We start from the raw sequence: 23975 nt of genomic DNA, 5'->3' as shown, positions 1-23975 counted from the left end.
TCCTACTTACTTCCTACTCGAATCGACATGACCACGATTGCTTCCGTCCACGCCCGCGAAATCCTCGACAGTCGCGGCAATCCCACCCTTGAAGCCGACGTCACGCTCTCCGACGGCAGTTTCGGTCGCGCGGCGGTGCCGTCCGGCGCCTCGACCGGCACCAAGGAAGCGGTCGAACTGCGCGATGGCGACAAGGCGCGCTATCTCGGCAAGGGCGTGCGCAAGGCGGTCGACAACGTCAACGGCACGATCGCCGATGCGCTGAAGGGCATGGACTCCGGCGACCAGCGCGCGATCGACCAGCGCCTGATCGATCTTGACGGTACCGAGAACAAGGGCCGCCTCGGCGCCAACGCCCTGCTTGGCGTGTCGATGGCGGTCGCGCACGCGGTGGCGGCATCGCAACGCAAGCCGCTGTGGCAGCACATCGCCGACATCAGCGAACATCCGGCCGGCTGGCAGCCGACGCTGCCGGTGCCGATGATGAACATCATCAATGGCGGCGCCCATGCCGACAACAACGTCGACCTGCAGGAATTCATGATCCTGCCGGTGGGCATGGACAGCTTCTCGGAGGCATTGCGCGCCGGTACCGAAGTGTTCCATGCGCTGAAGTCGGTGCTGAAGGGCAAGGGCCTGTCGACCGCGGTCGGCGACGAAGGCGGTTTCGCGCCGGACCTGCGCAGCAACGTCGAAGCGCTCGACGTCATCCTCGAGGCGATCGGCAAGGCCGGTTACGGCGCCGGCGACGACATCCTGCTCGGCCTCGATGTCGCCAGCAGCGAGTTCCACAAGGACGGCAAGTACAACCTGACCGGCGAGGGCAAGCGCCTGACCTCGGAACAGTTCACCGATTTCCTCGCAGGCTGGTGCGCGGAGTATCCGATCATCACCATCGAGGACGGCATGGCCGAGGACGACTGGGATGGCTGGAAGCTCCTGACCGATCGCCTCGGCAAGAAGATCCAGTTGGTTGGCGACGATCTCTTCGTCACCAATCCGCGCATCTTCAAGCAGGGCATCGAGCGGCAGGTCGCCAACGCGATCCTGATCAAGGTCAACCAGATCGGCACGCTGTCGGAAACGCTGGAAGCGATCGCCATGGCCGATCATGCGAAGTACGCCGCGATCGTCTCGCATCGCTCGGGTGAAACCGAAGACACCACGATCGCCGACATCGCCGTCGCGACCACGGCCACGCAGATCAAGACCGGCTCGCTGTGCCGCTCCGATCGCGTCGCCAAGTACAACCAGCTGCTGCGCATCGAAGAGCAGCTCGGCAAGGCCGCACGCTACGCCGGCCGCGACGCCTTCGTCTCGCTGAAGCGTTGAGGATGAACGACCGCCGCGCCGTTTTCATCGCAGTGGTGCTGTTGCTGGGCCTGCTGGCCTGGCTGCAGTACCGCTGGTGGTTCGGGCGCGGCGGCCATCGCGACGTGGTGGTGCTCGAGCATCGCGTCGAGGCACAGGTCAGCGACAACGCCACCCGCCAGCAGCGCAACGATGCGCTGGCCGCGGAAGTGCACGACCTCAAGGATCCGGCATCGGGTGGCGCGGCGATCGAAGAGCGCGCGCGCAACGAGCTCGGCATGGTCAAGCCGGGCGAAACCTTCTATCGCGTGGTGAACGATCCCAACGCCGCGCAGGCAAAGAAACAGGACCAGGCAAAACAACCACAAGGCCAGCAATGAACATGGAGCGTCATTGGTGCGTGGTGCCCGCTGCGGGTACCGGACAGCGTTTCGGCGGTGTCGTGCCGAAGCAGTATCTGGAAGTCGGCGGCCGCAGCATCCTGCGCCATACACTGGATGCGTTGCTCGGTCATCCGCTGATCGCCGGCGTGGTGGTGGTGCTCGCGGCGGGCGATCCGCACTGGCCGGGCGCCAACGATGCACATGGAAAGCCGATTCTCACCGCGGTCGGCGGCGACAGCCGCGCGGCTTCGGTGCTGTCCGGGCTCGAGCGTTTGCCCGCCGATGTCGGCGCGGATGACCTGGTGCTGGTCCACGATGCGGCGCGTCCCAATCTCGCGCCGTCCGATCTCGACGTGCTGATCGCGGCAGTACGCGCGCATCCGCGACAGGGCGGCATCCTCGGCGCACCGGTGCGCGATACCCTGAAGCGTGCGGGCGAGGGGCGTTCGATCGCCGCGACCGAACCACGCGAAGGCCTGTGGCGTGCGTTCACGCCGCAGATGTTCGCGCGCGGCGCGTTGTCGTCGGCGTTGCGCGCAGTGCGCGATGCCGGCGAGGCGATTACCGACGAGGCCATGGCGATGGAGATGCAAGGCGTACATCCGTTGCTGGTCGAGGGACGCGAGGACAACCTCAAGATCACCACGCCGGCCGATCTCGCGCGTTTCGAATTCCTGTTGGGACGGCGTGGATGAGCATTCGCATCGGCCACGGTTTCGATGTCCACGCCTTCGGCGACGGCGACCACGTGATGCTCGGTGGCGTGCGGGTTCCGCACGTGCGCGGCGTCGTCGCGCACAGCGATGGCGACGTGGTGCTGCACGCCTTGTGCGATGCCATTCTCGGCGCGCTGGCGCTGGGCGACATCGGCAGGCATTTCCCGCCGTTGGACGCGCGCTGGAAGGACGCCGACAGCCTGCGTTTCCTCGAAGCCTGCATCGCCATGGCCGTCGAGCGTGGCTGGAAACTCGGCAATGCCGATATCACCCTGCTGTGCGAGCGTCCCAAGGTCGGGCCGCATGCGCAGGCGATGCGCGAAACCGTCGCCGCGGCGTGCAAGGTCGATGTCGACGCGATCAGCATCAAGGCCACCACCACCGAGAAACTGGGCTTCACCGGTCGCGAGGAAGGCATCGCGGCGGAAGCGGTGTGCCTGCTGGTGCGGGAATGACGGAACTGCTGCGCGCGCACGGCGAGTCCGTGCTGTCGGCGCGCACGCGCATCGCCCCGGAAGATTTTCGCGTCGACGAGATCGATGCCTTCGAAGCCAGTGGCGCGGGGGAACACCTGCTGCTGACCATCGAGAAACGCGGCCTCACCACTGCCGAAGCGGTGCGGCGAATCGCGGCATGGGCAGGCGTGCCGGAATCGGCGATCGGCCATGCCGGCCTGAAGGATCGCCACGCGGTGACGCGGCAGCGCCTGAGCGTATGGCTGCCGGGGCGTGAGGATCCCGATCCATCGACACTGGGCAGCGAAGCCCTGCGCGTGATCGAGGCGCATCGCCATTCGCGCAAATTGCCGCGCGGCGCACTCGCCGGAAACCGTTTCCGCCTGGTGTTGCGTGAAATCGTCGGCGATCGCGCCGCGGTCGAGGAACGCCTGGGCGCGATCGCCGCGCGAGGCGTCCCCAACTATTTCGGCGAACAGCGTTTCGGTCGCTTCGGTGACAACGTGGCGCAGGCGCTGGCGATGTTCGCGGGGCGTCGGGTGAAGCGCGAGGAACGCTCGATGCTGTTGTCGGCGGCGCGTTCCGAACTGTTCAATCGCGTGCTGGCGCAGCGCGTGCGTGACGGCAACTGGAATGCCGCGCTGGAAGGCGATGTCTTCATGCTCGCCGGCAGCCACAGCGTGTTCGGGCCGGAACCGCTGGACGACCGCATTCGCGAACGTGTCGCCACGTTCGACATCGACCCGACCGGACCGATGTGGGGTCGCGGTGCACTGCGCACCAGCGAAGCCGTGCTCGCACTGGAAACCGAAGCGCTGGTTGGTGACGATGCCCAGGCCCTGCGCGATGGTCTCGAGCGCGCCGCGATGAAGCAGGAACGTCGCGCCCTGCGCCTGCGGGCGACGAACCTGCAATGGCAGTGGTTGCACGACGATGCACTGGAGTTCGCGTTCGAACTACCGCCGGGCAGTTATGCCACTTCCGTGTTGGCCGAACTGGGCGATATCACCGACGCAATGCGTTGATGCATCAACGGTGTTTCAGCAGCACCAACACCGCACCGGTACCGCCTTGCGCGGGCGGGGCAGAGTGGAAGGCGAGGACGTCGGCGCGATGGCGCAACATGCGGTCGACCAGGTTCTTGATCACCGGAAGACCTTCGGAATTGCGACCCTTGCCGTGGATGATGCGCACGCAGCCGGTGCCGGCGGCGATGGCGTCGCGCAGGAATTCGCGCAGCAGCGACTCGGCCACCGCGACGGTGAGGCCGTGGAGATCGAGCTCATCGCGCGCGGCATATTCGCCATTCTTCAGGCGCGCCAGCACGCGCGGCGGCACTTCGTCGCGGCGATAGCTGGAGACGTCACCGGGATCGAGCAAGGGATCGTGCATGGCGTGGCGGAATTCCGACCAGGCCGCGCGTTCGTCGGCCTCGCGCATGCCGGCCCGCGCCGGTGGCGCCGGCTTGCGGGGCGCTTCCGGCTTCGCGGCGATCTGCCGCACCGGGCCGATCGCGGATCGGAACAGCTCGGAATCGTCGTCTGGTTCGGCCATGCCACAAGAGTACGGCAGAGTCGGGCGAAGATTCGTGGATGATTCGTTATCATGGCGCTTTAGAACGGAAGACGCATGCGGATCCTGGTCAGCAACGACGATGGTGTGGACGCGCCGGGCATCGCAGCCCTGGCGGCGGCGTTGCGCGGGGCCGGGCACGAGGTGATGGTGGTGGCGCCCGATCGCGACCGCAGCGGCGCCAGCAATTCGCTGACCCTGGACATGCCGATCCGCGTCGTCCAGCTGGATGAGCGCACCTGGCGCGTGCATGGCACACCGACCGATTGCGTGCATCTCGCCCTCACCGGGATGTTCGCCGGCCAGCGCGAGCCCGACATCGTCGTGTCCGGCATCAACAATGCCGCCAATCTCGGCGACGACGTCATCTATTCCGGCACCGTTTCCGCGGCGATGGAAGGGCGCTTCCTCGGCTTGCCGGCCGTCGCGGTATCCTGCGTCGCCCGCGACCATGCGCCGAAGCATTTCGACACCGCCGCACGCGCCGCGGTGGAGATCGTTGCGCGGCTCGCGCACGATCCGTTGCCGGCCGACACCATCCTCAACGTCAACGTACCCGACCTGCCGTGGTCGGAACTGCGTGGTTTCGAGGCGACGCGCCTCGGCAACCGCCATCGCGCCGAAAGCTGCATCCCCGCGCCGGATCCGCGCGGTCGCGAGTTCTGGTGGATCGGGCCCGCCGGCAGCGAACAGGACGCCGGCCCCGGCACCGATTTCGACGCCATCCATCGCGGCGCGGCGTCGATCACGCCGATCCATGTCGATCTCACCCGTTACAGCGCGCTCGAGCAGGTCGCGCAATGGGTGACCCGATTGGACCAGCACGGGGAGCAACCGGCGGCATGATCGCGCGACTGCGCCTCGATCCCGGTACCGCCGGCATTGGCATGACCTCGCAACGCGTGCGCGATCGCCTGATCGAGCGCCTGCGCGAGCAGGGCATCCGCAACGAACAGGTGCTGGCCGCGATCCGCAACGTGCCGCGCCATGTCTTCATGGACGAAGCGCTGGCGCAACGCGCCTACGAGGACAGCGCATTCCCAATCGGTCACGGCCAGACCATCTCGCAGCCGTGGGTGGTGGCGCGCATGACCGAGCTGGTCCTCGATACACCGACACCGCCAAAGAAAGTGCTGGAGATCGGCACCGGCTCGGGTTACCAGGCCGCGATCCTCGCTTCGTTGGGATTGCAGGTGCATACGGTCGAGCGCATCGGTGCGCTGTTGCGCGGTGCGCGCAAAGTGCTGCGCGGCCTCGGCTACAACGTGCGCAGCAAGCACGACGACGGTCGCGCTGGTTGGGCCGAGCATGGTCCGTTCGACGCCATCGTGGTGACGGCTGGCGCGGCTGCGCTGGAGCCGGCCTTGCTGGATCAGCTCGCCGTCGGTGGAACCCTGGTCGCGCCGGTGGGGCAAACCCTGTTGCGCGTGCGCCGTGAAGAAGACGGTCAGTTGCGGCAGGACATGCTGGAACCGGTGGTATTCGTGCCGCTGCTGGCCGGAGTGATCGACGGATGAAGTTGAAATTGTTCGCACCGCTCTACGAGCGCGCGATCCGCTGGGCCGGCAGTCCGCATGCGCCGTGGTTGTTGTTCGTGCTGAGCGTCGCCGAGGCGGTGTTCTTCCCGATCATGCCCGAGATCATGCTGGCGCCGATGATGCTGGCGAAGCCGCAGCGCGCATTCCGCTACGCCACGCTCAGCCTGGCGGGATCGATGATCGGCGCGGTGATCGGCTACTGGCTCGGTCACCACGCCTGGGAACTGGTGAAGCCGCTGCTCGCCGAATTGCACATGGTCGACAAGATCGACGCCGGCATCGCCACCATCCACGCCAAGATGGCGGAATCCCCTTGGGGTGTGTTCTGGTTCCTGGTGCTGGGCGGTTTCATGCCGATCCCGATGAAGGTCTTCACCTGGGCCTCGGGAATCGTCGGGGTGCCATGGCTGCAATACCTGCTGGCGATGTTCGTCGGTCGTGGCAAGCGCGTGTTCCTGCTCGCGGCGGCGATCCGTATCGGTGGTGAGCGCGCCGAGCGCGCGCTGCATCGCTGGATCGAACCGATCGGCTGGATCGCGACGGCAATGCTGGCGATCCTGATCGCCTATCTCTATTTCAAATCGCGAGGCGCCTGATGACCAAGCCGCGACTTTCCATGATGTCCACGCGCCTGCTGGCCGCTGCGGCCGCGACTGCGGCACTGGCTGCCTGCACCACCGCACGCGTGGTCGAATACCCCTCGAATCGCGCGCCGACGCCGGCACGCACGACGGGTTCGCCGATGCCGCCGGCATCGCAGGCATCCACAACGACGCAGAAAGTCTCGACGCCGAAATACGGCGCGACCTACGAAGTGCAGAAGGGCGACACCGTCTATCACATCGCCACCACCAACGGCATCACGCCGCTGGACCTCGCGCTGTGGAACGACATCCCGCCGCCGTACACCATCCATCCCGGCCAGCGTGTGCGCCTGTATCCGCGCAACGGCAAGGCACCGCCACCGCCGCCGAGCACCACTGCCGTGGTCGTTCCGGCGCCGCGCCCGTCTGCGCCTTCGCCGTCGTCATCCACCCCGACGCCGCCACCGGCCGTGACCACGCGCCCAACCGCAGGCAACCTGGCGTGGCGCTGGCCCGCCGATGGACAGGTCATCAGCACCTATCAGGCGGGTGAACCAACGCGACAGGGCCTCGACATCGCGGGCAGCGCCGGGCAGTCGGTGCGTGCCGCGTCCGATGGCGTGGTGGTGTATTCCGGCGCCGGACTGGTCGGTTACGGCGAACTGATCATCATCAAGCACAACAACGAATGGCTGTCGGCTTACGGACACAACCGCAAGCGCATGGTCACCGAGGGCCAGCGCGTGAGCGCCGGCCAGCAGATCGCCGAGATGGGGCGTACCGCCGCGCCGCGCGACATGCTGCATTTCGAGATCCGATTCGACGGCAAGCCGGTCGATCCGCAGCTGTACCTGCCGAAGAAGTAATTCAGCCGGGAAGCACGAACGCCGCGACCACCTTGCGGCCTTCGCCGGCCAGCACGTTGTAGGTGCGCGCGCAGGCGGCGTTCGCCATCGGTTCCAGGCCGATGCCACGCTGCAGCACCGTGGCCATGACGCGTGCTGGCGGAAACGCCTGGCGTTCGCCGGTGCCGAGCAGGATCACGTCGGGCTGGAGATCGAAGAGGGCGGCGAGTGCCGCGTCGTCGAGCTCGGCCACGGTCGTGACCGGCCAATCGGTGACGAGCGCGTTCGGGGCGACGATGCAGCTGGAGGTCAGCGCAAGCGCGTTCACCAGCACGCGGCCGCCATCGGCGCCGCGCAACACGTATTCGAAATCGGGACGTTCCTGGACGAGTTCCATCAGGAGCTCAGCCCAGTCAGGCGCGGGGCAGGACGATCCGGCGCTTGTCCTGCGAGGGGCGATAGAGGATCGCCACGTGGCCAATCCGCTGCACCAGGGTGCTGTCGGTGCCGGCGACCAGTTCGGCGATCACCGCGTCGCGCGCTTCGCGGTCTTCGCCGCCGACCTTCACCTTCACCAGTTCGTGCTGTTCCAGTCCGGCGGACAGTTCGGTCACGAAGGCCGGGGTCAGCCCCTTCGCGCCCAGTTGCAGCAAGGGTTTCAGGTCATGGGCCTGGCCGCGCAGGAAACGGATCTGGGCCGGGGTGAGGGCGGGTGACATGCAGTCGCGAACGGTCTTGGGGAACCGACACGGTATCATGACGGCTGGACCGGCCCGGCCACACAGCTCGACTTCTGACATGGCCACGCGCAGCAAAAGCAGCCAACGCTGGCTGAAAGAACATTTTTCCGATCCCTACGTCAAACGCGCGCAGGCCGAGGGCCTGCGTTCGCGCGCGGCGTTCAAGCTCGAGGAACTGGTCGAGCGCGACCGCCTGCTCAGGCCGGGCATGGTCGTGGTCGATCTCGGCGCGGCGCCGGGCGGCTGGTCGCAGTGGGCCCGCCAGGCCCTGGGCGACAGCGGCCGGGTGATCGCCACCGACATCCTCGACATGCCGGGACTGGCCGGGGTCGAGTTCCTTCATGGCGATTTCAGGGAAGACAGCGTCTTATCCCAACTGGTGACCATGCTGAACGGTGCCGAGGTCGACCTTGTCCTGTCCGACATGGCCCCCAATATGAGTGGTGTGGATGCGGTGGACCAGGCGCGGGCCATGCATCTGGCGGAGCTGGCGATGGAATTCGCGGACGCCCACCTGCGGGTCGGTGGCGATTTCCTGATCAAGCTGTTCCAGGGCGTGGGCTTCGACGAGTACGTACGCGATGTGCGCAAGCGTTACGACAAGGTGTCCATCCGCAAGCCGGCGGCCTCGCGTCGCCGTTCCAATGAAGTGTATGCCCTGGCGCAAGGACGGCGCGCGCAAGCCAGGGTGTAGAGTGCCAAAACGGCGCGGGTGACCGCGCGGAGAATCGGATCCGAATGAACAACCTGGTCAAAAACCTCCTGCTGTGGGCCGCAGTGCTGATCGTCGTCATGGTCCTGTTCCAGGGCTTCAGCTCGAAGTTCGGCGATACCGCGCGCCCGCTCACCTACGACCAGTTCGTGCAGCAGGTGCAGGCGGACAAGATCGCCAAGGTCGCGATCAGCGATGACGGTTCCACCATCACCGCCGAGGGCAAGGACTCCACCAAGTTCACGACCCAGAAGCCGGAAGACAAGGACCTGATCAACGACCTCCTGAACCACAAGGTCGAGATCAAGCAGGAAGCGCCGTCGAACGGCCGTGGCCTGCTGATCGCGTTGCTGGTGAACGTGCTGCCGCTGGCGCTGTTCGTCGGCATCTGGTTCTACCTGATGAAGCAGATGCAGCAGGGCGGCAAGGGCGCCATGTCGTTCGGCAAGTCGCGCGCACGCCTGCTCAACGAGGACCAGACCAAGGTCACCTTCGCCGATGTCGCCGGTTGCGACGAGGCCAAGGAGGAAGTGTCCGAACTGGTCGAATTCCTGCGCGATCCCTCCAGGTTCCAGAAGCTGGGCGGCAAGATCCCGCGTGGCGTGTTGATGGTCGGTCCCCCGGGGACCGGCAAGACGCTGCTGGCCAAGGCCATCGCCGGCGAGGCGCGCGTGCCGTTCTTCAGCATTTCCGGTTCCGACTTCGTCGAGATGTTCGTCGGCGTCGGCGCCAGCCGCGTGCGCGACATGTTCGAGCAGGCGAAGAAGAGCGCGCCGTGCATCATCTTCATCGACGAAATCGACGCCGTCGGCCGCCATCGCGGTTCCGGCATGGGCGGTGGCCACGACGAGCGCGAACAGACGCTCAACCAGATGCTGGTCGAGATGGACGGTTTCGAGGGCGGCGAAGGCGTGATCGTGATCGCCGCGACCAACCGCCCCGACGTGCTCGACAAGGCGCTGCTGCGTCCGGGTCGCTTCGACCGCCAGGTGATGGTTGGCCTGCCCGACATCAAGGGCCGCGAGCAGATCCTGCGCGTGCACATGCGCAAGGTGCCGCTGGGCAATGACGTGCGCCCGGAAGTGCTGGCGCGCGGTACGCCCGGGTTCTCCGGTGCCGATCTCGCCAACCTGGTCAACGAAGCCGCGCTGTTCGCCGCCCGCCGCAACAAGCAGCAGGTGGAGATGCAGGATTTCGAGGACGCCAAGGACAAGATCTACATGGGTCCGGAACGTCGCAGCATGGTGATGCGCGACGACGAACGCCGCGCCACGGCGTTCCACGAGTCGGGCCATGCGGTGGTGGCGATGTCGCTGCCCAAGGCCGACCCGGTGCACAAGGTGACGATCATGCCGCGCGGCTGGGCGCTGGGCGTGACTTGGCAGCTGCCGGAACACGACCAGATCAGCCATTACAAGGACAAGATGCTGGAGGAGATCTCGATCCTGTTCGGTGGCCGCATCGCCGAGGAGATCTTCGTCGGCCAGATGTCGACCGGCGCGTCCAACGACTTCGAACGCGCGACCAAGCTGGCGCGCGGGATGGTGACGAAGTACGGCATGTCCGACGCGCTCGGCACCATGGTCTACGCCGACGACGATGCCGGCTTCGGTGTCCACAACAAGACGATTTCCGAGGCAACGCAGCAGAAGGTCGATGCCGAGATCCGTCGCATCCTCGACGAGCAATACGGCGTCGCGCGCAGGATCCTGGAAGAGAAGCGCGACCGCGTCGAGGCGATGACGGCCGCGCTGATGGAATGGGAAACCATCGATTCGGAACAGGTCAAGGCGATCATGGAAGGCCGCACCCCGAACCCGCCGGCGGGCTGGGTCGACAAGGGCGGTCGCATCGATGGCGGCAAGGGCGGCGATTCGACCAAGCCGGCGTCGGCGATCGGCGGTCCCGCGGAACAGACCTGATTCCGCGCATTGCCAGCAGATGATCGAAAGGCCAGACTCGCGTCTGGCCTTTTCTTTTTTGTCGACCGGAATGTTCGATACCACGCCCCAGCTCGACTGCGCCGGACGCATCCTGAAACTCGATCGCGCGCGCGTGATGGGCATTGTCAACGTCACGCCCGATTCGTTTTCCGATGGCGGTCGCCACGACACTGCCGATGCCGCCATCGCCCACGGACTGAAACTGGCGGAAGAGGGCGCGGACATCCTCGATATCGGCGGCGAATCGACGCGTCCGGGTGCCGAGGATGTCCCGGTTGAAGAGGAGTTGCGGCGCGTGGTCCCGGTGATCGCGGCGCTGGCGAAACAGGTCGCGATCCCGATCAGCATCGATACGTCGAAACCGGAGGTGATGCGCGCGGCGGTCGCCGCCGGCGCCGGGATGATCAACGACGTCTATGCGCTGCGTCGCCAAGGCGCGCTCGATGCCGCGGCGGAACTTGGCGTGCCCGTGGTGTTGATGCACATGCTGGGCGAGCCGCGTTCGATGCAGGACGATCCGCGCTACGACGACGTGGTCGCCGATGTCCATCGTTTCCTCGCCGAACGCATTTTCGTTGCGGAAATGGCGGGGATCTCCAGGAAGAACATCGTCGTCGACGTCGGTTTCGGCTTCGGCAAGACGCTCGAGCACAACCTGCAATTGCTGGCGCAACTGCAGCGCTTCACCGAACTCGGCGTTCCGGTGCTGGCCGGCATCTCGCGCAAGAAAAGCATCGGCGCCCTGACCGGGCGCGATGCCCCGGACGATCGGGTGGCCGGCTCGGTCGCCGCGCACCTGGTCGCGGCACAGCGCGGCGCCAGGATCGTCCGCGTCCACGACGTGGCCATGACCGTCGACGCACTGAAGGTATGGGAAGCCGTCGCCGCAGTACCGATGCCGCGTGCCGCGGCGCAGAAGCCGGAAATCGTCTGGCCGGACGACGCCTGATCCCGGGGTCCTGACCCGCTTGTCGGGGCTTTAACAAAAGCGTAACGTCGGGTGCTGGCACTTGGGGAACCGCTGTTTCGATGCAGGCCAGCACCGAATCGTCCGGGACACTGGAAGTCGCGCTCGCGCATGCGGCACGACTGCTCGCGGAGTCGCCGCCGCTTGCCGAACGGCAGGCCCGGGAGATCATCGCGGCGGTCGGAGCGCATCCGGCCGCCGAGCACATCCTGGCAAGGGCGCTCGCAGGGCAGGGACAGTGGCAGGAGGCCGAGGGGCATCTGCGTGCCTTGCATGGCCGCTATCCGCAAATCCTCCAGATCCAGTTCGACCATGCCCAGGCATTGATGGCGCTCGGCCAGCATGGAGACGCGGCGACGCAGCTGCGCAAGATGGCGGCGACGCGAACGCCGCCGGCCGCCATGTGGCTGATGCTCGCCGATGCATTGGCCGCACAGGGCGATCCCGGCGCGGCCGCCGCCTACCTCGAACACGTTCGCCATTCGGGCAAGGAACCTGCCTTGTTGCAGGCCGCCGATGCGCTGGCGCGCGACGAGATCCCGACGGCGGAAGCGCTGCTGCGTGGACGATTGAAGGAGGCCCCGACCGATGTCGCGGCGATCCGCATGCTGGCCGAAGTCGCCGCGCGCCTGGGCGAATACGGCGATGCCGAAGCGTTGCTGCGTCGCTGCCTCGAACTCGCGCCGGGATTCCAGGAAGCACGCCAGAACCTGGTGCAGGTCCTGCATCGCGCCAACCAGACCGAAGCCACCATGGTCGAAGTCGAACGGTTGATGGCGGACGATCCGCGCAGCCCGGCCAATCGCAACCTCAAGGCGGTGATGCTGTCGCGCCTGGGCGACTACCCGGAAGCGATCGCCCTCTATCGCGACATCGTGGCGGAATTCCCGACCCAGACGAAAATCTGGTTGAGCTATGGCCATGCGCTGAAGACGGCGGGACAGCAATCGGAAGCGGTGGAGGCCTATCGGCGCAGCGCGACGTTGCAACCCACTTTTGGCGAAGCGTGGTGGAGCCTGGCCAACCTCAAGACGTTCCGGTTCGAGGCGGCGGATCTCGCCGAGATCGACGCGCGCCTCGCTGATGCATCCCTGGGCGATGAAGACCGCCTGCATTTCGAATTCGCCGCTGGCAAGGCGCGCGAAGACGCCCGCGAATACGAGGCATCGTTCGGCCACTACGCGCGCGGCAATGCCTTGCGCAAGCGCATGATTCCCTACGATGCCGGCGAGGTCAGCACGCGGGTGGAGTTGGCGAAACGGGTGTTCACCCGTGAGTTCTTCCGGGAACGCGAAGGCTGGGGTGCGCCCGATCCCGATCCGGTCTTCATCGTCGGCTTGCCGCGTTCCGGTTCGACGCTGATCGAACAGATCCTCTCCAGCCACAGCCAGGTGGAAGGCACGATGGAGTTGCCGGAAGTGCTGGCGCTGACGCACCAGTTGCGCAAGCGCAGCGATCCCGATGGCCAGACGCCGTACCACGCCTTGCTGGCCTCGCTGGACCGCGATGGCGTCGCCGAGCTCGGGCATCAGTACCTCGAACGCACGCGCGTGCAGCGCAAGGACGGCGCGCCGTTCTTCATCGACAAGATGCCCAACAACTGGCTGCACGTCGGCCTGATCCACCTGATGCTGCCGAACGCGCGCATCATCGACGCGCGCCGTCATCCGCTGGCCTGCGGATTTTCCGGCTTCAAGCAGCAGTTCGCGCGCGGTCAGTCCTTTACCTACAGTCTCGATGACGTCGGTCGCTATTACCGCGACTACGTCGAGTTGATGGCGCATTTCGATGATGTCCTGCCCGGACGCGTGCATCGCGTGTTCTACGAGGACATGGTCGACGACACCGAGGCGCAGGTGCGCGCGCTACTTGCTTATTGCGGCCTGCCGTTCGAGGAGGGTTGCCTGCGCTTCTTCGAGAATCGCCGCGCGGTGCGCACCGCCAGTTCGGAACAGGTGCGCCAGCCGATCTATCGCGACGGCGTCGACCACTGGCGTCATTACGAACCCTGGCTCGGCCCGCTCAAGGCCGCGCTGGGGGATGTGCTTTCGATGTACCCCGACGTGCCGGCGTTTTCCGGCGGCTCCAGCATCGCCCACCAAGGAAAGACTGCATGAAATCCACAAGTCGTGAGCGTCGTGCCCGTTACCAGCCTGTCAGGTTGCCATTGGCGGTGGCCATTGCCCTGGCCTGTCTCCCGGCGGCCCATGCACAGCAGGCAGAGCAGAGCACGCAGCCATCCACCAGCAGCGAAAAGAAGAAGAGCGATTCGCCGTCACTGGGCGAAGTGGTGGTGACCGCGCAGAAGCGCCGCGAGAACATGCAGAAGGTGCCGATCAGCATCCAGGTGCTGGGCCAGCAGAAACTGGAAGAGCTGCACGTCAACAAGTTCGAGGATTACGCCAAGCTGATCCCGTCGATATCGTTCCAGAACGATGGGCCCGGCTTCAATAAGCCATACATGCGCGGCGTGGTCAGCGGTGACAACGCCAACCATTCCGGCTCGCTGCCCAGCGTCGGCATCTATCTCGACGAAGAGCCGATCACCACCATCACCGGCCCGCTCGACATCCACATCTACGACGTCGCCCGCGTCGAGGCGCTGTCGGGACCGCAGGGCACCTTGTACGGCGCCAGTTCGGAATCGGGTACGTTGCGCATCATCACCAACAAGCCCGACCCGAACGGTTTCGAAGCGGGTTACGGGCTGGAAGTGAACTCCGTTTCGCATGGTGGAATGGGCCACGTGGCGGAAGGCTTCATCAACATCCCGCTGGGCAAGCGCGCGGCGATCCGCCTGGTGGGCTGGGACAAGACCGATGCCGGATACATCGACAACGTCCACCAGACCCGGACCTATCCGTCTTCCGGAACCACCAGCGACAACTCTGCACTGGTGCGCAAGAACTACAACGATTCGCGCAGCACCGGTGCCCGCGCCGCGCTGAAGATCGATCTCGATGGCGGCTGGAGCGTCACCCCGACGCTGATGGGACAGCGCCAGAAGACCAACGGGATCTTTGCATTCGATCCGGCGATCGGCGATTTGAAGGTCGGGCACTTCAAGCCGGAATGGTCGGACGACCGCTGGTGGCAGGCTGCGCTGACGGTGCAGGGCAAGATCGGCAATTTCGACCTCACCTATGCCTATGCGCACCTCAAGCGCACGGTCGAATCCGCATCCGACTACAACGATTACAGCTTCTGGTACGACACGCTGCACGCCTATGGCGCCTACTGGTATGCCAACGACGGTTCCCTGGTGAATCCGTCGCAGTACATCCAGGCGCGCGACGGCTACGGCAAGACCAGCCATGAATTGCGCATCGCCTCGCCGGAGGAAAACCGCTTCCGCGTGGTCGGTGGCCTGTTCCTGCAGACGCAGACGCACGACATCCTGCAGCGCTATCGCATCGACGGCATCGCCGACAGCATCTCGGTGGCGGGTTGGCCCGGCACCATCTGGCTGACGCGGCAGGATCGCCGCGATCACGACGAAGCGGTGTTCGGCGAAGCGTCTTTTGATATCACCAGCAGCCTGACTGCCACCGCCGGCATTCGTCATTACCGGGCCCACAACGGCTTGCAGGGCTTCTTCGGCTACGCACTCGGCTATTCCGGCAATCCGGAAAAGGGCGAGGCCAAGTGCCAGGCGCTGTACGGGACGGACCGCAGCAAATGGCCGGGTTACAAGGGTGCGCCCTGCAGCGATTTCAACAAGAGCGTGCGCGAAAGCGGCAACCTCGGGCGTGCCAACCTGACCTACCACTTCGACAAGGACAAGATGATCTATGCCACCTGGTCGCAGGGGTATCGTCCGGGCGGGGTCAATCGCCGCGCGGTGAGCGACAAGAACGCGTTCTATCTCGCCGACACGCTGACCAACTACGAGCTGGGCTGGAAGACGTCGTGGATGAACAATCGACTGCGTTTCAATGGCGCGGTCTTCTCGCAACGCTGGAAGGACTTCCAGTTCTCCTTCCTCGGCTTGAACGGCCTGACGGAAATCCGCAACGCCAACCAGGCGCAGATCGACGGCACCGAAATGGAGCTGACGTGGGCGGCGACGAACCGGTTCACGCTCTCCGGTTCGATCGGGGCCTACAAGCCGCGCCTGACCCAGAACTATTGCAGGCTGGCCGCGGATGGCAGCGTGGTGTCGAGTTGTTCGGGGGTCGATCTGCTGGCGCCCAAGGGCTCGACGCTGCCGTTCGCGCCGAAGTTCAAGGGCAACCTGGTTGGCCGTTACGCATTCGAGGTTGGCAAATACAACGCCTATGTCCAGGGCGTGGTCGCGCATGTCGGCGAACGCAATTCCGATTTGCGAACGAGCGAGGAAGACACCAAGGGCAAGATGAAGGCCTACACGACCTTCGACCTGTCCGCCGGCCTCGGTGGCGACAAGTGGAACATCGAAGCCTATATCGCCAACCTCACCGATTCGCGCGGCATCACCAAGCGCGGCCTGGAATGCCTCGAGTCGGTGTGCGGCGCTGATCCGTCGGTCCCCGGTTCGATCTATTCCACGCCGATTCGCCCGCGCACGATGGGCATCCGCTTCTCGCAGAAGTTCTGACGGGCAATGCGCAAGCCGGCCGGCCAATGCGTCGGCCGGCTTTTTCGTGGGGTTTCGACTAAGCTTCCGTCATTCGCGCCATGTGCGCGCACGACCGGACGCTACCGCATGCAAAGCCTGCTTCGTCGCAAGGACATCAACCGCATCACCGAGCACGAGGAAGGCCGCAAGCTGGTCCCGACCCTGTCGTGGCCACATCTGGTCGCGCTCGGGATCGGCGCCATCGTCGGCACCGGCATCTACACATTGATCGGCGTCGGCGCCGACAAGGCGGGCCCGGCGGTGTTGCTGTCGTTCCTGATCGCCGGCGTGGTCTGCGCCTGCGCGGCGCTTGCGTATGCCGAACTGTCGACGATGATGCCGGCGGCCGGCAGTGCCTACACCTACAGTTACGCGGCGCTGGGCGAGGGCCTGGCATGGATCATCGGCTGGAGCCTGATCCTCGAATATTCGCTGGTGGTCAGCACGGTCGCGGTCGGCTGGTCGGGCTACTTCGTCGGCTTCCTCGACTGGCTGCACACCAATATGGGCTGGAGCGTGGCCTTGCCCAAGGCGCTTGCCGCAGGTCCGCACGCGGGTGGCCTGATCAACCTGCCGGCGGTGCTGATCGTCTTCGTGGTCGCCGGCGCGCTGATGGCCGGTACCCGCGAGAGCGCGACGGTCAATGCGTTCCTCGTGGTGTTCAAGCTGATCGCGCTGGCGATCTTCGTCGCGGTGGCGTTGCCGGCGTTCAACGCCGATAACCTGCACCCGTTCATGCCTTATGGCTTCCCGAAATCGATGGGCGCCGATGGCGTCGAGCGCGGGGTGATGGCGGCGGCGGCGATCATCTTCTTCGCCTTCTACGGTTTCGATGCCATTTCCACCGCGGCGGAAGAGACCAAGAATCCCGGGCGCGATCTCTCGATCGGCATCGTCGGTTCGATGATCGGCTGCACCGTGATCTACATGCTGGTGGCGCTGGCCGCGATCGGCGCGATGAACTTCGGTGTGTTCGGCAAGAGCGCCGAACCGCTGGCGTTGATCATGCGCGAGCTCGGCCATGGCACCGTCGCCTTCCTGATCGGCGTCGTCGCGATCATCGCGTTGCCGACGGTGCTGCTGGCGTTCTTCTACGGCCAGAGCCGCATCTTCTTCGTGATGTCGCGCGATGGTCTGTTGCCGCGCGGACTGTCGAAGGTCAACGCGCGCACCGGCACGCCGGTCGCGATCACCGCCTTCACCGCCGTGCTGGTGGCCGCACTCGCGGGCGTGGCGCGTCTCGATGAAATCGCGGCGCTGGCCAACGCCGGAACGCTGGCCGCCTTCATCGCCGTCGGCGCCTGCCTGCTGGTGCTGCGCAAGCGCGAGCCGAACCGGCCGCGCAGCTTCCGCACGCCGCTGGCGTGGCTGGTCGGACCGCTCGCCATCCTCGGTTGTCTCTATCTGTTCTGGAGCCTGCCGCAGAAGACGCAACTGTGGTTCCTGACCTGGAACGCGATCGGCGTCGTGGTGTATTTCGTCTATGCGCGCAGCCACAGCATGCTGGCGCGCAAGGACTGAGCGATGGTGCCGGCGCGACGATGAGCGCTGACCCGCGCCCGATCGCGATCGCATTGCTGGGACCGACCGGATCGGGCAAGACCGATCTGGCGCTGGACCTGGCCGAGCGCGTCGACGGGGAAATCGTCAGCATTGATTCCGCGCTGGTCTATCGCGGACTCGATATCGGTTCGGCCAAGCCGAGCAGGGAAGAACAGCAACGCGTTCGTCATCACCTGATCGACATCCGCGATCCCTGGCAGCCGTATTCGGTCGCGGAATTTGTCGATGACGCGAAATCCGCCGTGACCGCCATCGTCGAACGTGGCGCGTTGCCGATCCTGGCCGGCGGCACCAGTCTCTATGCGCACGCGCTGTTTTCCGGACTGGCGCCGATGCCCGGCGCCGATGCCGACATGCGCGCGGCGATCGCTGCCGAAGCGGAGCAGCGCGGCTGGCCGGCGCTGCACGCCGAACTCGCTCAGGTCGATCCCGAAGCCGCGGCGCGCATCCACGCCACCGATCCGCAACGCATCCAGCGCGCGCTGGAAGTGTTCCGTCTCAGCGGCAAGCCGATCACGCAATGGCAGGCCGAACACCTGCACGCGCCGCGCTGGCCGGTGCGGGTGCTGAAGCTGGCGCTGGTACCGGAATCGCGCGAGGAATTGCATGCGCGCATCGAGCGTCGCTTCGACCTGATGCTGGAACGCGGCTTTCTCGACGAGGTGCGGGCTTTGCGCACATTGCCACGGCTTGCCGAGCACCCGGCGCCGCTCGATCTCCCCGCCATCCGCGCGGTCGGGTATCGCCAGGCCTGGGAATATCTCGATGGCGAGGGCGATGCCGCCCAATTCCGCGACCGCGCCATCTTCGCCACCCGCCAGCTCGCCAAGCGCCAGATGACGTGGTTGCGCGGGCAACTGGACGTGCGCCGTTTCGATGCGCAACGCCAGCGCGGGCCGCTCGTTGACGCATTGGCCCTGTTCCTGCGCGGAACACCGTTGGGCGGGCGTTTTGCCGGCTTCCGGTAAACTATCTGAACCGCGCCGAAGACGCGGGCCGAAAACGACTTTTCCCCAAGAGATTTCCCCCATGCAGCAGCAGCGCAATTTCCAGGCCTCGCGGCCGCAATCCCTGCAAGATCCCTTCCTCAACGTCCTGCGGCGTGAACGCGTGCCGGTGTCGATCTACCTGGTCAACGGCATCAAGCTCCAGGGCACGATCGAGTCGTTCGACCAGTTCGTGGTCCTGCTGCGCGGAACCACCAGCCAGATGGTCTACAAGCACGCGATCTCCACCGTGGTGCCGGCGCGCGCCGTGCGCGTGGGACCGACGGGCGCCTACGTCCAGCAGGATTCGCCATCGCGTGGCATGGGTCCGGACGACCATGACGAAGACGACGAGGATGGCGACTACGAGGACGATGACGAAGACGACCAGCCGCCGCATCACGGCTGACGGGAGCGGCATTGTTCGAACGTTCGGAAAAGGGTGAACACGCGCTGCTGGTGCAACCGCACCGTGGCAGCCGGCTCGAAGAGGATGTGCTGGAGGAGTTCGTCGAGCTGGCGCGCTCCGCCGGCGCCACCGTCGTCGCCAGCGCGAATGCGCGCATCGATCGCCCGAATGCGGCGACGCTGATCGGCGAGGGCAAGGTCGAGGAATTGAAGGCGATCGCGGATGCCAGCGGCGCCGACCTCGTCCTCGTCAACCACGCGCTGTCGCCGGTGCAGGAACGCAATCTCGAGCGCGCGCTGCAACGGCGCGTGATCGATCGCACCGGCCTGATCCTCGACATCTTCGCCCAGCGCGCGCAATCGCACGAAGGCAAGTTGCAGGTCGAGCTGGCGCAGTTGAAGCACCTGGCGACGCGCCTGGTCCGCGGCTGGACCCACCTGGAGCGTCAGCGCGGCGGTTCGATCGGCCTGCGTGGCCCCGGTGAAACCCAGCTGGAAACCGACCGCCGCCTGCTGCAGACGCGGCTGGAGCAATTGCAGCGCAAGCTCGACAAGGTCGAGGTGCAGCGCACCCAGATGCGCCGCGCGCGTACCCGCAGCGAGCTGCCGCGCGTCGCCCTGGTCGGCTACACCAATGCCGGCAAGTCGACGCTGTTCAACGCGCTGACCGGCGCCGATGCCTACGCCGCCGACCAGTTGTTCGCGACGCTCGATCCCACCGTGCGCCGCATCGATATTTCAGGCGGCCAGGCGATCCTCGCCGATACCGTCGGTTTCGTGCGCGACCTGCCGCACGATCTGGTGGCCGCGTTCCGTTCGACCCTGAGCGAAGCGCGCGAGGCCGACCTGCTGCTGCACGTGATCGACGCCGCCGATCCGCATCGCGACGATCGCATCGCCCAGGTCGATGCCGTGCTCGCCGAGATCGGGGCAGGGGACCTGCCGCAGATCCTCGTCTTCAACAAGATCGATCGCATCGAAGGCGCGGTCGCGCGCCGCGACGTGCCGACCGATGCGCGCCCGCGGGTGTGGCTGTCGGCGCGCGATCGCATCGGCCTCGATCATCTGCGCGATGCCCTGGGCGATGTCTTCGCGATGCGCCGGGTGATCGGCGAATTGCACCTGCCGGCCGAATCGGGTCGCCTGCGCGCGCGCCTGCATGCGCTCGATGCGGTCCGTTCGGAGACGCACGACGAGACCGGTTGGCGCATCGCCATCGATTTGCCGGAGACCGAAGCGTTGCGCCTGATGGCCGCCGGTGGCGCCGAGGTGCTGCGGCCGCTCTTGCCCGAGCCCGAACCCGACCCCATCTGAGACACTAGCGACCTGCAAGGCGCCCCGACGAACCCGATGGCCTGGAATCCTCCCGGAAAACACAGCGACCCCGCCGACGCGCCACCACCGTCGCGGCTCGACCTGCGCGATTGGCTGCCGGGATCCGCGGCCTTGCTGTGGACCGGCGTCGTGCTGGGGGCGTGGCTGGCATTGTCCAGCGTGGTGGTGGTCGGCGATGGCCGCCAGGCGGTGATCTCGCGCCTGGGACAGCCGCTGCGCGTGCTTCAGCCCGGCGTGCACCTCAAGCTGCCATGGCCGCTGGAGCGTGCGACCGGCATCGAGATCGGTGCGCGCAAGACGATCGAAGATTCGTTGTCGGTGATGGTGGGGGATCCCGCCATGTTCGACCTGCCGTTGCAGATCGGCTACATCATCGACGATCCGATCCGCTACATCGCCAACAGCCGCGACGTGCCGCAGGATGCCCTGCGGCGAATGACGCGCGATGCCGTGTCGATGCAGGTGGCGGCGGGGTCGCTGGCGACGCTTGGCGGTCGCGATGGACAATTGGAACCACAGGCGTTGGCGGCATTGCAGGCGCGGGCGCAGCGCGCCGGGCTGGGAATCCGGCCGCTGTCGGTGACGTGGTCGGCGCCGGTGTTGCCGAGTGCGGTGAACGACGCCGGCACCGCGCTCAAGACCATCAAGGACGAACAGGAACGCGCGATCGCCGACGCCAAGGCGGAAGCGACGAAACAAATCCCGATGGCGCAGGCCGAGGCGGATGCGATGCTCGCCACTGCCGAACGCGATCGCCAGGCCCGCATCCTCGATGCCCAGGGCGATGTCGCGCATTTCCGCGGTTTGGCCGCGCAATACAAGGCGTCGCCGACCGTCACCCGCGACGTGGTGTTGCAGGCTGCCGTGCGCGACAGCACCGCCGATCCCGTCCCCGCGGCTGCCACGACCGCAGCCGCAACGCCGGTTCCCGCCGCGGCGACACCTGCGGATGGCACGCGACCGGTGCGCGACGCCTCGCGTGAAGTCGACCGCAGCGTGAATCGCAGTGGCCGCAATGGGGAGGCGCGACCATGAAATCGCTGGCTGCGAGCTTCCTGTTGTTCCTGCTGGCATTGACCGTGTTCGATGCCGGTTTCCGTGTCGATCCCGGCCAGTTGGCCGTGGTGTCGTCACCGATCACCGGCACGCGCAACAACATCGGTCCCGGCATCCACCTGAAGTGGCCGCTGCTCGACCGCGTCCAGCGTGTTCCGTTGCGCGTGTTGCTGCAGCCGGAGCTGCGCTATTCCAGCCGCGATGGCCGCGAGCTGGTGCAATCGCCGTGGGTGCTGGCCCGTGTCAGCGACGCCGCGCGCTACGCCAATGCATCGGGCACGAATCCCGGCGTGCCGCGCGATCGTCTCGCCACCGCCTTGCAGTCCAGCGCGGTGCCGGCACTGCGCGAGCAGACGTTCGCGCAGACGCTGGCCGATCGTGGCCAGACGGTCTGGGCGAACACCGCGGTGGCGGATGCGGCGGCGCGCGAGGTCGGCCTGGTGATCGAGGATCGCGGCGTCGCCAGCGTCGGCATGCCCGCCGACAGCGCGAGCGCCAAGACGATCCAGTCCGGCATGCGCGCAATCCAGGACGAGGTGGTCGCGCGAGCACGCGTCGACGCCCAGGCGCAGCTCAAGGCCGCGACCGCGCAGACTGACAGTGAGCGCATCGAACTGCTGGCGACGGCGCGCAAGAGCGCGGACGCCCGTCGCGCCGAAGGCGATCTCGAAGCCGCGCGCATCTATGCCGAAGTCGCTGCCGAGGATCCGTCGGCGGCGGCCTTCGACCGCGCGGCAATGGCCTACCGGCGCGCACGGCTGGCCGGCAAGCCGGTCTCGCTCGACGATCCGGCGTTCCAGGCGCTGCGCTACCAGCACTGACCGGTCGCGCTGGCCGCTTCGAGCCGACAGGCGTACAATATCGAAAAGTCGGGGCTCGCCTCGGCTTTTTTCACGTCTGGAGCTAGAGAAATGGGTCAGTCGGTCGTCGTTTTGGGTGCCCAGTGGGGCGATGAGGGCAAGGGCAAGATCGTCGATCTGCTCACCCAGGACATCGGCGCCGTGGTGCGCTTCCAGGGCGGCCACAACGCCGGCCATACCCTGGTGATCGGCGGCAAGAAGACCGTTCTCCACCTGATTCCGTCCGGCATCCTGCGCGACGACGCGCTCTGCCTGATCGGCAATGGCGTGGTCCTGCATCCGGGCGCGCTGCAGAAGGAAATCGCCGAGCTCGAGGCCAACGGCGTACACGTGCGCAACCGCCTGAAGATTTCCCCGGCGACGCCGCTGATCATGCCGTACCACATCGCGCTGGACCAGGCGCGCGAGAAGGCCGCTGGCAAGTCGGCGATCGGCACCACCGGTCGCGGCATCGGCCCGGCCTACGAAGACAAGGTCGCGCGTCGCGGTATCCGCATCGCCGATCTCCACTATCCGGACGAACTGGCCGAGAAGCTGCGCACCGCGCTCGACTACCACAACTTCGTGCTGACGAAGTACCTCGGCGTCGAGGCCGTCGATTTCCAGAAGACGCTGGACGAAGCACTGGCCTTCGGCGAATACGTCGAGCCGATGAAGGCCGACGTCGCCGGCATCCTCCATGACCTGCGCAAGGCCGGGAAGAAGGTGCTGTTCGAAGGCGCGCAGGGTTCGCTGCTCGACATCGACCACGGCACCTATCCCTACGTCACCTCGAGCAACACCACGGTGGGCGGCGCCTATGCTGGCACCGGCGTGGGTGCGGGTGCGATCGACTACGTGCTCGGCATCGCCAAGGCCTATGCCACCCGCGTCGGCGGCGGCCCGTTCCCGACCGAACTCCACGACGACATCGGCCAGGGCATCCGCGATCGCGGCCAGGAATACGGCGCGACCACCGGCCGTCCGCGCCGCTGCGGCTGGATGGACATCGTCGCGCTCAAGCGCGCGGTCGAGATCAACGGCATTACCGGCCTGTGCATCACCAAGCTCGACATTCTCGACGGAATGGAGACGCTGAAGATGTGCATCGCCTACGAATACCGCGGCAAGCGCAGCGAGTACGCGCCGCTCGACGCCAAGGGCTGGGAAGAGTGCACGCCGGTGTACCTGGAGTTCCCGGGCTGGCAGGAATCGACCGCCGGCATCACCGAATGGGACAAGCTGCCGCCGGCCGCCCGCGCCTACCTGCGCGCGCTGGAAGAGCTGGCCGGCTGCCCGCTGGCGATCGTGTCGACCGGCCCCGACCGCGACGCCAACATCATCCTGCAGGATCCGTTCGCCTGAATGGGATAGTCAACGGCGCTCCATCGCCGTTGACATGACTTCTGGCGGGGGCGGTTGAAC

General features: G+C 66.3%; 24 protein-coding genes. 21 read left to right on the top strand and 3 right to left on the bottom strand.

What is annotated here, in order from left to right; genetic code table 11:
* Positions 1–27: 27 nt before the first annotated feature.
* From eno to truD, 5 genes are read left to right on the top strand one after another with little or no spacing between them, the layout of a single operon-like run.
* Entirely contained in the window at positions 28–1332 is a 1305-nt protein-coding gene (gene eno, locus ABE093_RS07150; RefSeq protein ID WP_430760196.1) for a phosphopyruvate hydratase, read from the top strand.
* A gap of 2 nt (positions 1333–1334) precedes the next feature.
* Entirely contained in the window at positions 1335–1691 is a 357-nt protein-coding gene (gene ftsB, locus ABE093_RS07145) for a cell division protein FtsB (RefSeq protein ID WP_430760195.1), read from the top strand.
* 2 nt (positions 1692–1693) lie between these two features.
* The gene (gene ispD, locus ABE093_RS07140; protein ID WP_430760194.1) at positions 1694–2389 is read left to right on the top strand and encodes a 2-C-methyl-D-erythritol 4-phosphate cytidylyltransferase; all 696 of its coding nucleotides are present in this window, start codon (positions 1694–1696) and stop codon (positions 2387–2389) included.
* Positions 2386–2865 (top strand): 2-C-methyl-D-erythritol 2,4-cyclodiphosphate synthase, encoded by a 480-nt coding sequence (gene ispF / locus ABE093_RS07135; protein WP_430760193.1) that lies wholly within the window; start codon positions 2386–2388, stop codon positions 2863–2865. The genes ispD and ispF overlap by 4 nt, the downstream gene beginning before the upstream one ends.
* Positions 2862–3890, top strand: coding sequence for a tRNA pseudouridine(13) synthase TruD (truD, locus tag ABE093_RS07130; protein ID WP_430760192.1), 1029 nt, complete (start codon positions 2862–2864; stop codon positions 3888–3890). Before ispF ends, truD begins: the two co-directional genes overlap by 4 nt.
* Before the next feature lie 4 nt (positions 3891–3894).
* On the opposite strand, the gene ABE093_RS07125 is transcribed toward truD, so the two are convergent.
* Positions 3895–4419, bottom strand: coding sequence for a Smr/MutS family protein (locus ABE093_RS07125; RefSeq protein WP_430760191.1), 525 nt, complete (start codon positions 4417–4419; stop codon positions 3895–3897).
* A gap of 75 nt (positions 4420–4494) precedes the next feature.
* Here ABE093_RS07125 and surE point away from each other — a divergent pair, with 75 nt between their 5' ends.
* Genes surE through ABE093_RS07105 form a run of 4 tightly spaced genes read left to right on the top strand, consistent with a single transcriptional unit; the run spans position 4495 to position 7425 of the window.
* A complete protein-coding gene (surE, locus tag ABE093_RS07120) occupies positions 4495–5283 on the top strand; it encodes a 5'/3'-nucleotidase SurE (protein ID WP_430760190.1) in 789 nt (262 codons plus the stop codon).
* A complete protein-coding gene (locus tag ABE093_RS07115; RefSeq protein ID WP_430760189.1) occupies positions 5280–5954 on the top strand; it encodes a protein-L-isoaspartate(D-aspartate) O-methyltransferase in 675 nt (224 codons plus the stop codon). Before surE ends, ABE093_RS07115 begins: the two co-directional genes overlap by 4 nt.
* A gap of 2 nt (positions 5955–5956) precedes the next feature.
* Positions 5957–6571, top strand: a complete 615-nt coding sequence (locus ABE093_RS07110) for a YqaA family protein (protein ID WP_430760622.1) — start codon at positions 5957–5959, stop codon at positions 6569–6571.
* On the top strand, positions 6571–7425 hold the full coding sequence (locus ABE093_RS07105) for a peptidoglycan DD-metalloendopeptidase family protein (protein WP_430760188.1): 855 nt from the start codon (positions 6571–6573) through the stop codon (positions 7423–7425). The genes ABE093_RS07110 and ABE093_RS07105 overlap by 1 nt, the downstream gene beginning before the upstream one ends.
* Before the next feature lies 1 nt (position 7426).
* Here ABE093_RS07105 and ABE093_RS07100 read toward each other — a convergent pair whose 3' ends face one another.
* Both ABE093_RS07100 and yhbY read right to left on the bottom strand, forming a co-directional pair.
* Positions 7427–7801, bottom strand: a complete 375-nt coding sequence (locus ABE093_RS07100) for an Mth938-like domain-containing protein (protein ID WP_430760187.1) — start codon at positions 7799–7801, stop codon at positions 7427–7429.
* A 16-nt stretch (positions 7802–7817) separates the two neighbouring features.
* Complete coding sequence (gene yhbY / locus ABE093_RS07095) at positions 7818–8123, bottom strand: ribosome assembly RNA-binding protein YhbY (protein WP_430760186.1); 306 nt, start codon at positions 8121–8123, stop codon at positions 7818–7820.
* Positions 8124–8202: 79 nt separating this feature from the next.
* Between yhbY and rlmE the strand changes: the two genes are divergently transcribed.
* The 12 genes from rlmE to ABE093_RS07035 all read left to right on the top strand — a co-directional run bounded on the left by rlmE (position 8203) and on the right by ABE093_RS07035 (position 23915).
* Positions 8203–8838, top strand: coding sequence for a 23S rRNA (uridine(2552)-2'-O)-methyltransferase RlmE (rlmE, locus tag ABE093_RS07090; protein ID WP_430760185.1), 636 nt, complete (start codon positions 8203–8205; stop codon positions 8836–8838).
* A gap of 44 nt (positions 8839–8882) precedes the next feature.
* Positions 8883–10778 (top strand): ATP-dependent zinc metalloprotease FtsH, encoded by a 1896-nt coding sequence (gene ftsH, locus ABE093_RS07085; protein WP_430760184.1) that lies wholly within the window; start codon positions 8883–8885, stop codon positions 10776–10778.
* Positions 10779–10848: 70 nt separating this feature from the next.
* The gene (gene folP / locus ABE093_RS07080; protein ID WP_430760183.1) at positions 10849–11748 is read left to right on the top strand and encodes a dihydropteroate synthase; all 900 of its coding nucleotides are present in this window, start codon (positions 10849–10851) and stop codon (positions 11746–11748) included.
* An 80-nt stretch (positions 11749–11828) separates the two neighbouring features.
* The gene (locus tag ABE093_RS07075) at positions 11829–13883 is read left to right on the top strand and encodes a tetratricopeptide repeat-containing sulfotransferase family protein (protein WP_430760182.1); all 2055 of its coding nucleotides are present in this window, start codon (positions 11829–11831) and stop codon (positions 13881–13883) included.
* Entirely contained in the window at positions 13880–16342 is a 2463-nt protein-coding gene (locus ABE093_RS07070) for a TonB-dependent receptor (RefSeq protein WP_430760181.1), read from the top strand. Before ABE093_RS07075 ends, ABE093_RS07070 begins: the two co-directional genes overlap by 4 nt.
* 108 nt (positions 16343–16450) lie before the next feature.
* Positions 16451–17884, top strand: coding sequence for an amino acid permease (locus ABE093_RS07065; protein ID WP_430760180.1), 1434 nt, complete (start codon positions 16451–16453; stop codon positions 17882–17884).
* 20 nt (positions 17885–17904) lie between these two features.
* Complete coding sequence (gene miaA / locus ABE093_RS07060; RefSeq protein ID WP_430760179.1) at positions 17905–18894, top strand: tRNA (adenosine(37)-N6)-dimethylallyltransferase MiaA; 990 nt, start codon at positions 17905–17907, stop codon at positions 18892–18894.
* Positions 18895–18955: 61 nt separating this feature from the next.
* Positions 18956–19321, top strand: coding sequence for an RNA chaperone Hfq (gene hfq, locus ABE093_RS07055; protein WP_430760178.1), 366 nt, complete (start codon positions 18956–18958; stop codon positions 19319–19321).
* Positions 19322–19332: 11 nt separating this feature from the next.
* Complete coding sequence (gene hflX, locus ABE093_RS07050) at positions 19333–20634, top strand: ribosome rescue GTPase HflX (protein ID WP_430760177.1); 1302 nt, start codon at positions 19333–19335, stop codon at positions 20632–20634.
* Positions 20635–20670: 36 nt separating this feature from the next.
* Complete coding sequence (locus tag ABE093_RS07045) at positions 20671–21690, top strand: SPFH domain-containing protein (protein ID WP_430760176.1); 1020 nt, start codon at positions 20671–20673, stop codon at positions 21688–21690.
* Positions 21687–22532, top strand: a complete 846-nt coding sequence (locus ABE093_RS07040) for an SPFH domain-containing protein (RefSeq protein WP_430760175.1) — start codon at positions 21687–21689, stop codon at positions 22530–22532. The genes ABE093_RS07045 and ABE093_RS07040 overlap by 4 nt, the downstream gene beginning before the upstream one ends.
* A gap of 90 nt (positions 22533–22622) precedes the next feature.
* On the top strand, positions 22623–23915 hold the full coding sequence (locus ABE093_RS07035) for an adenylosuccinate synthase (protein WP_430760174.1): 1293 nt from the start codon (positions 22623–22625) through the stop codon (positions 23913–23915).
* Positions 23916–23975: the final 60 nt, after the last annotated feature.

Origin of the sequence: Solilutibacter silvestris (assembly GCF_050574925.1) — a bacterium.
Classification (GTDB): domain Bacteria; phylum Pseudomonadota; class Gammaproteobacteria; order Xanthomonadales; family Xanthomonadaceae; genus Solilutibacter; species Solilutibacter silvestris_A.
Note: the sequence above shows the minus strand (reverse complement) of the source record. Positions and strands in the feature narration are given on the sequence as shown.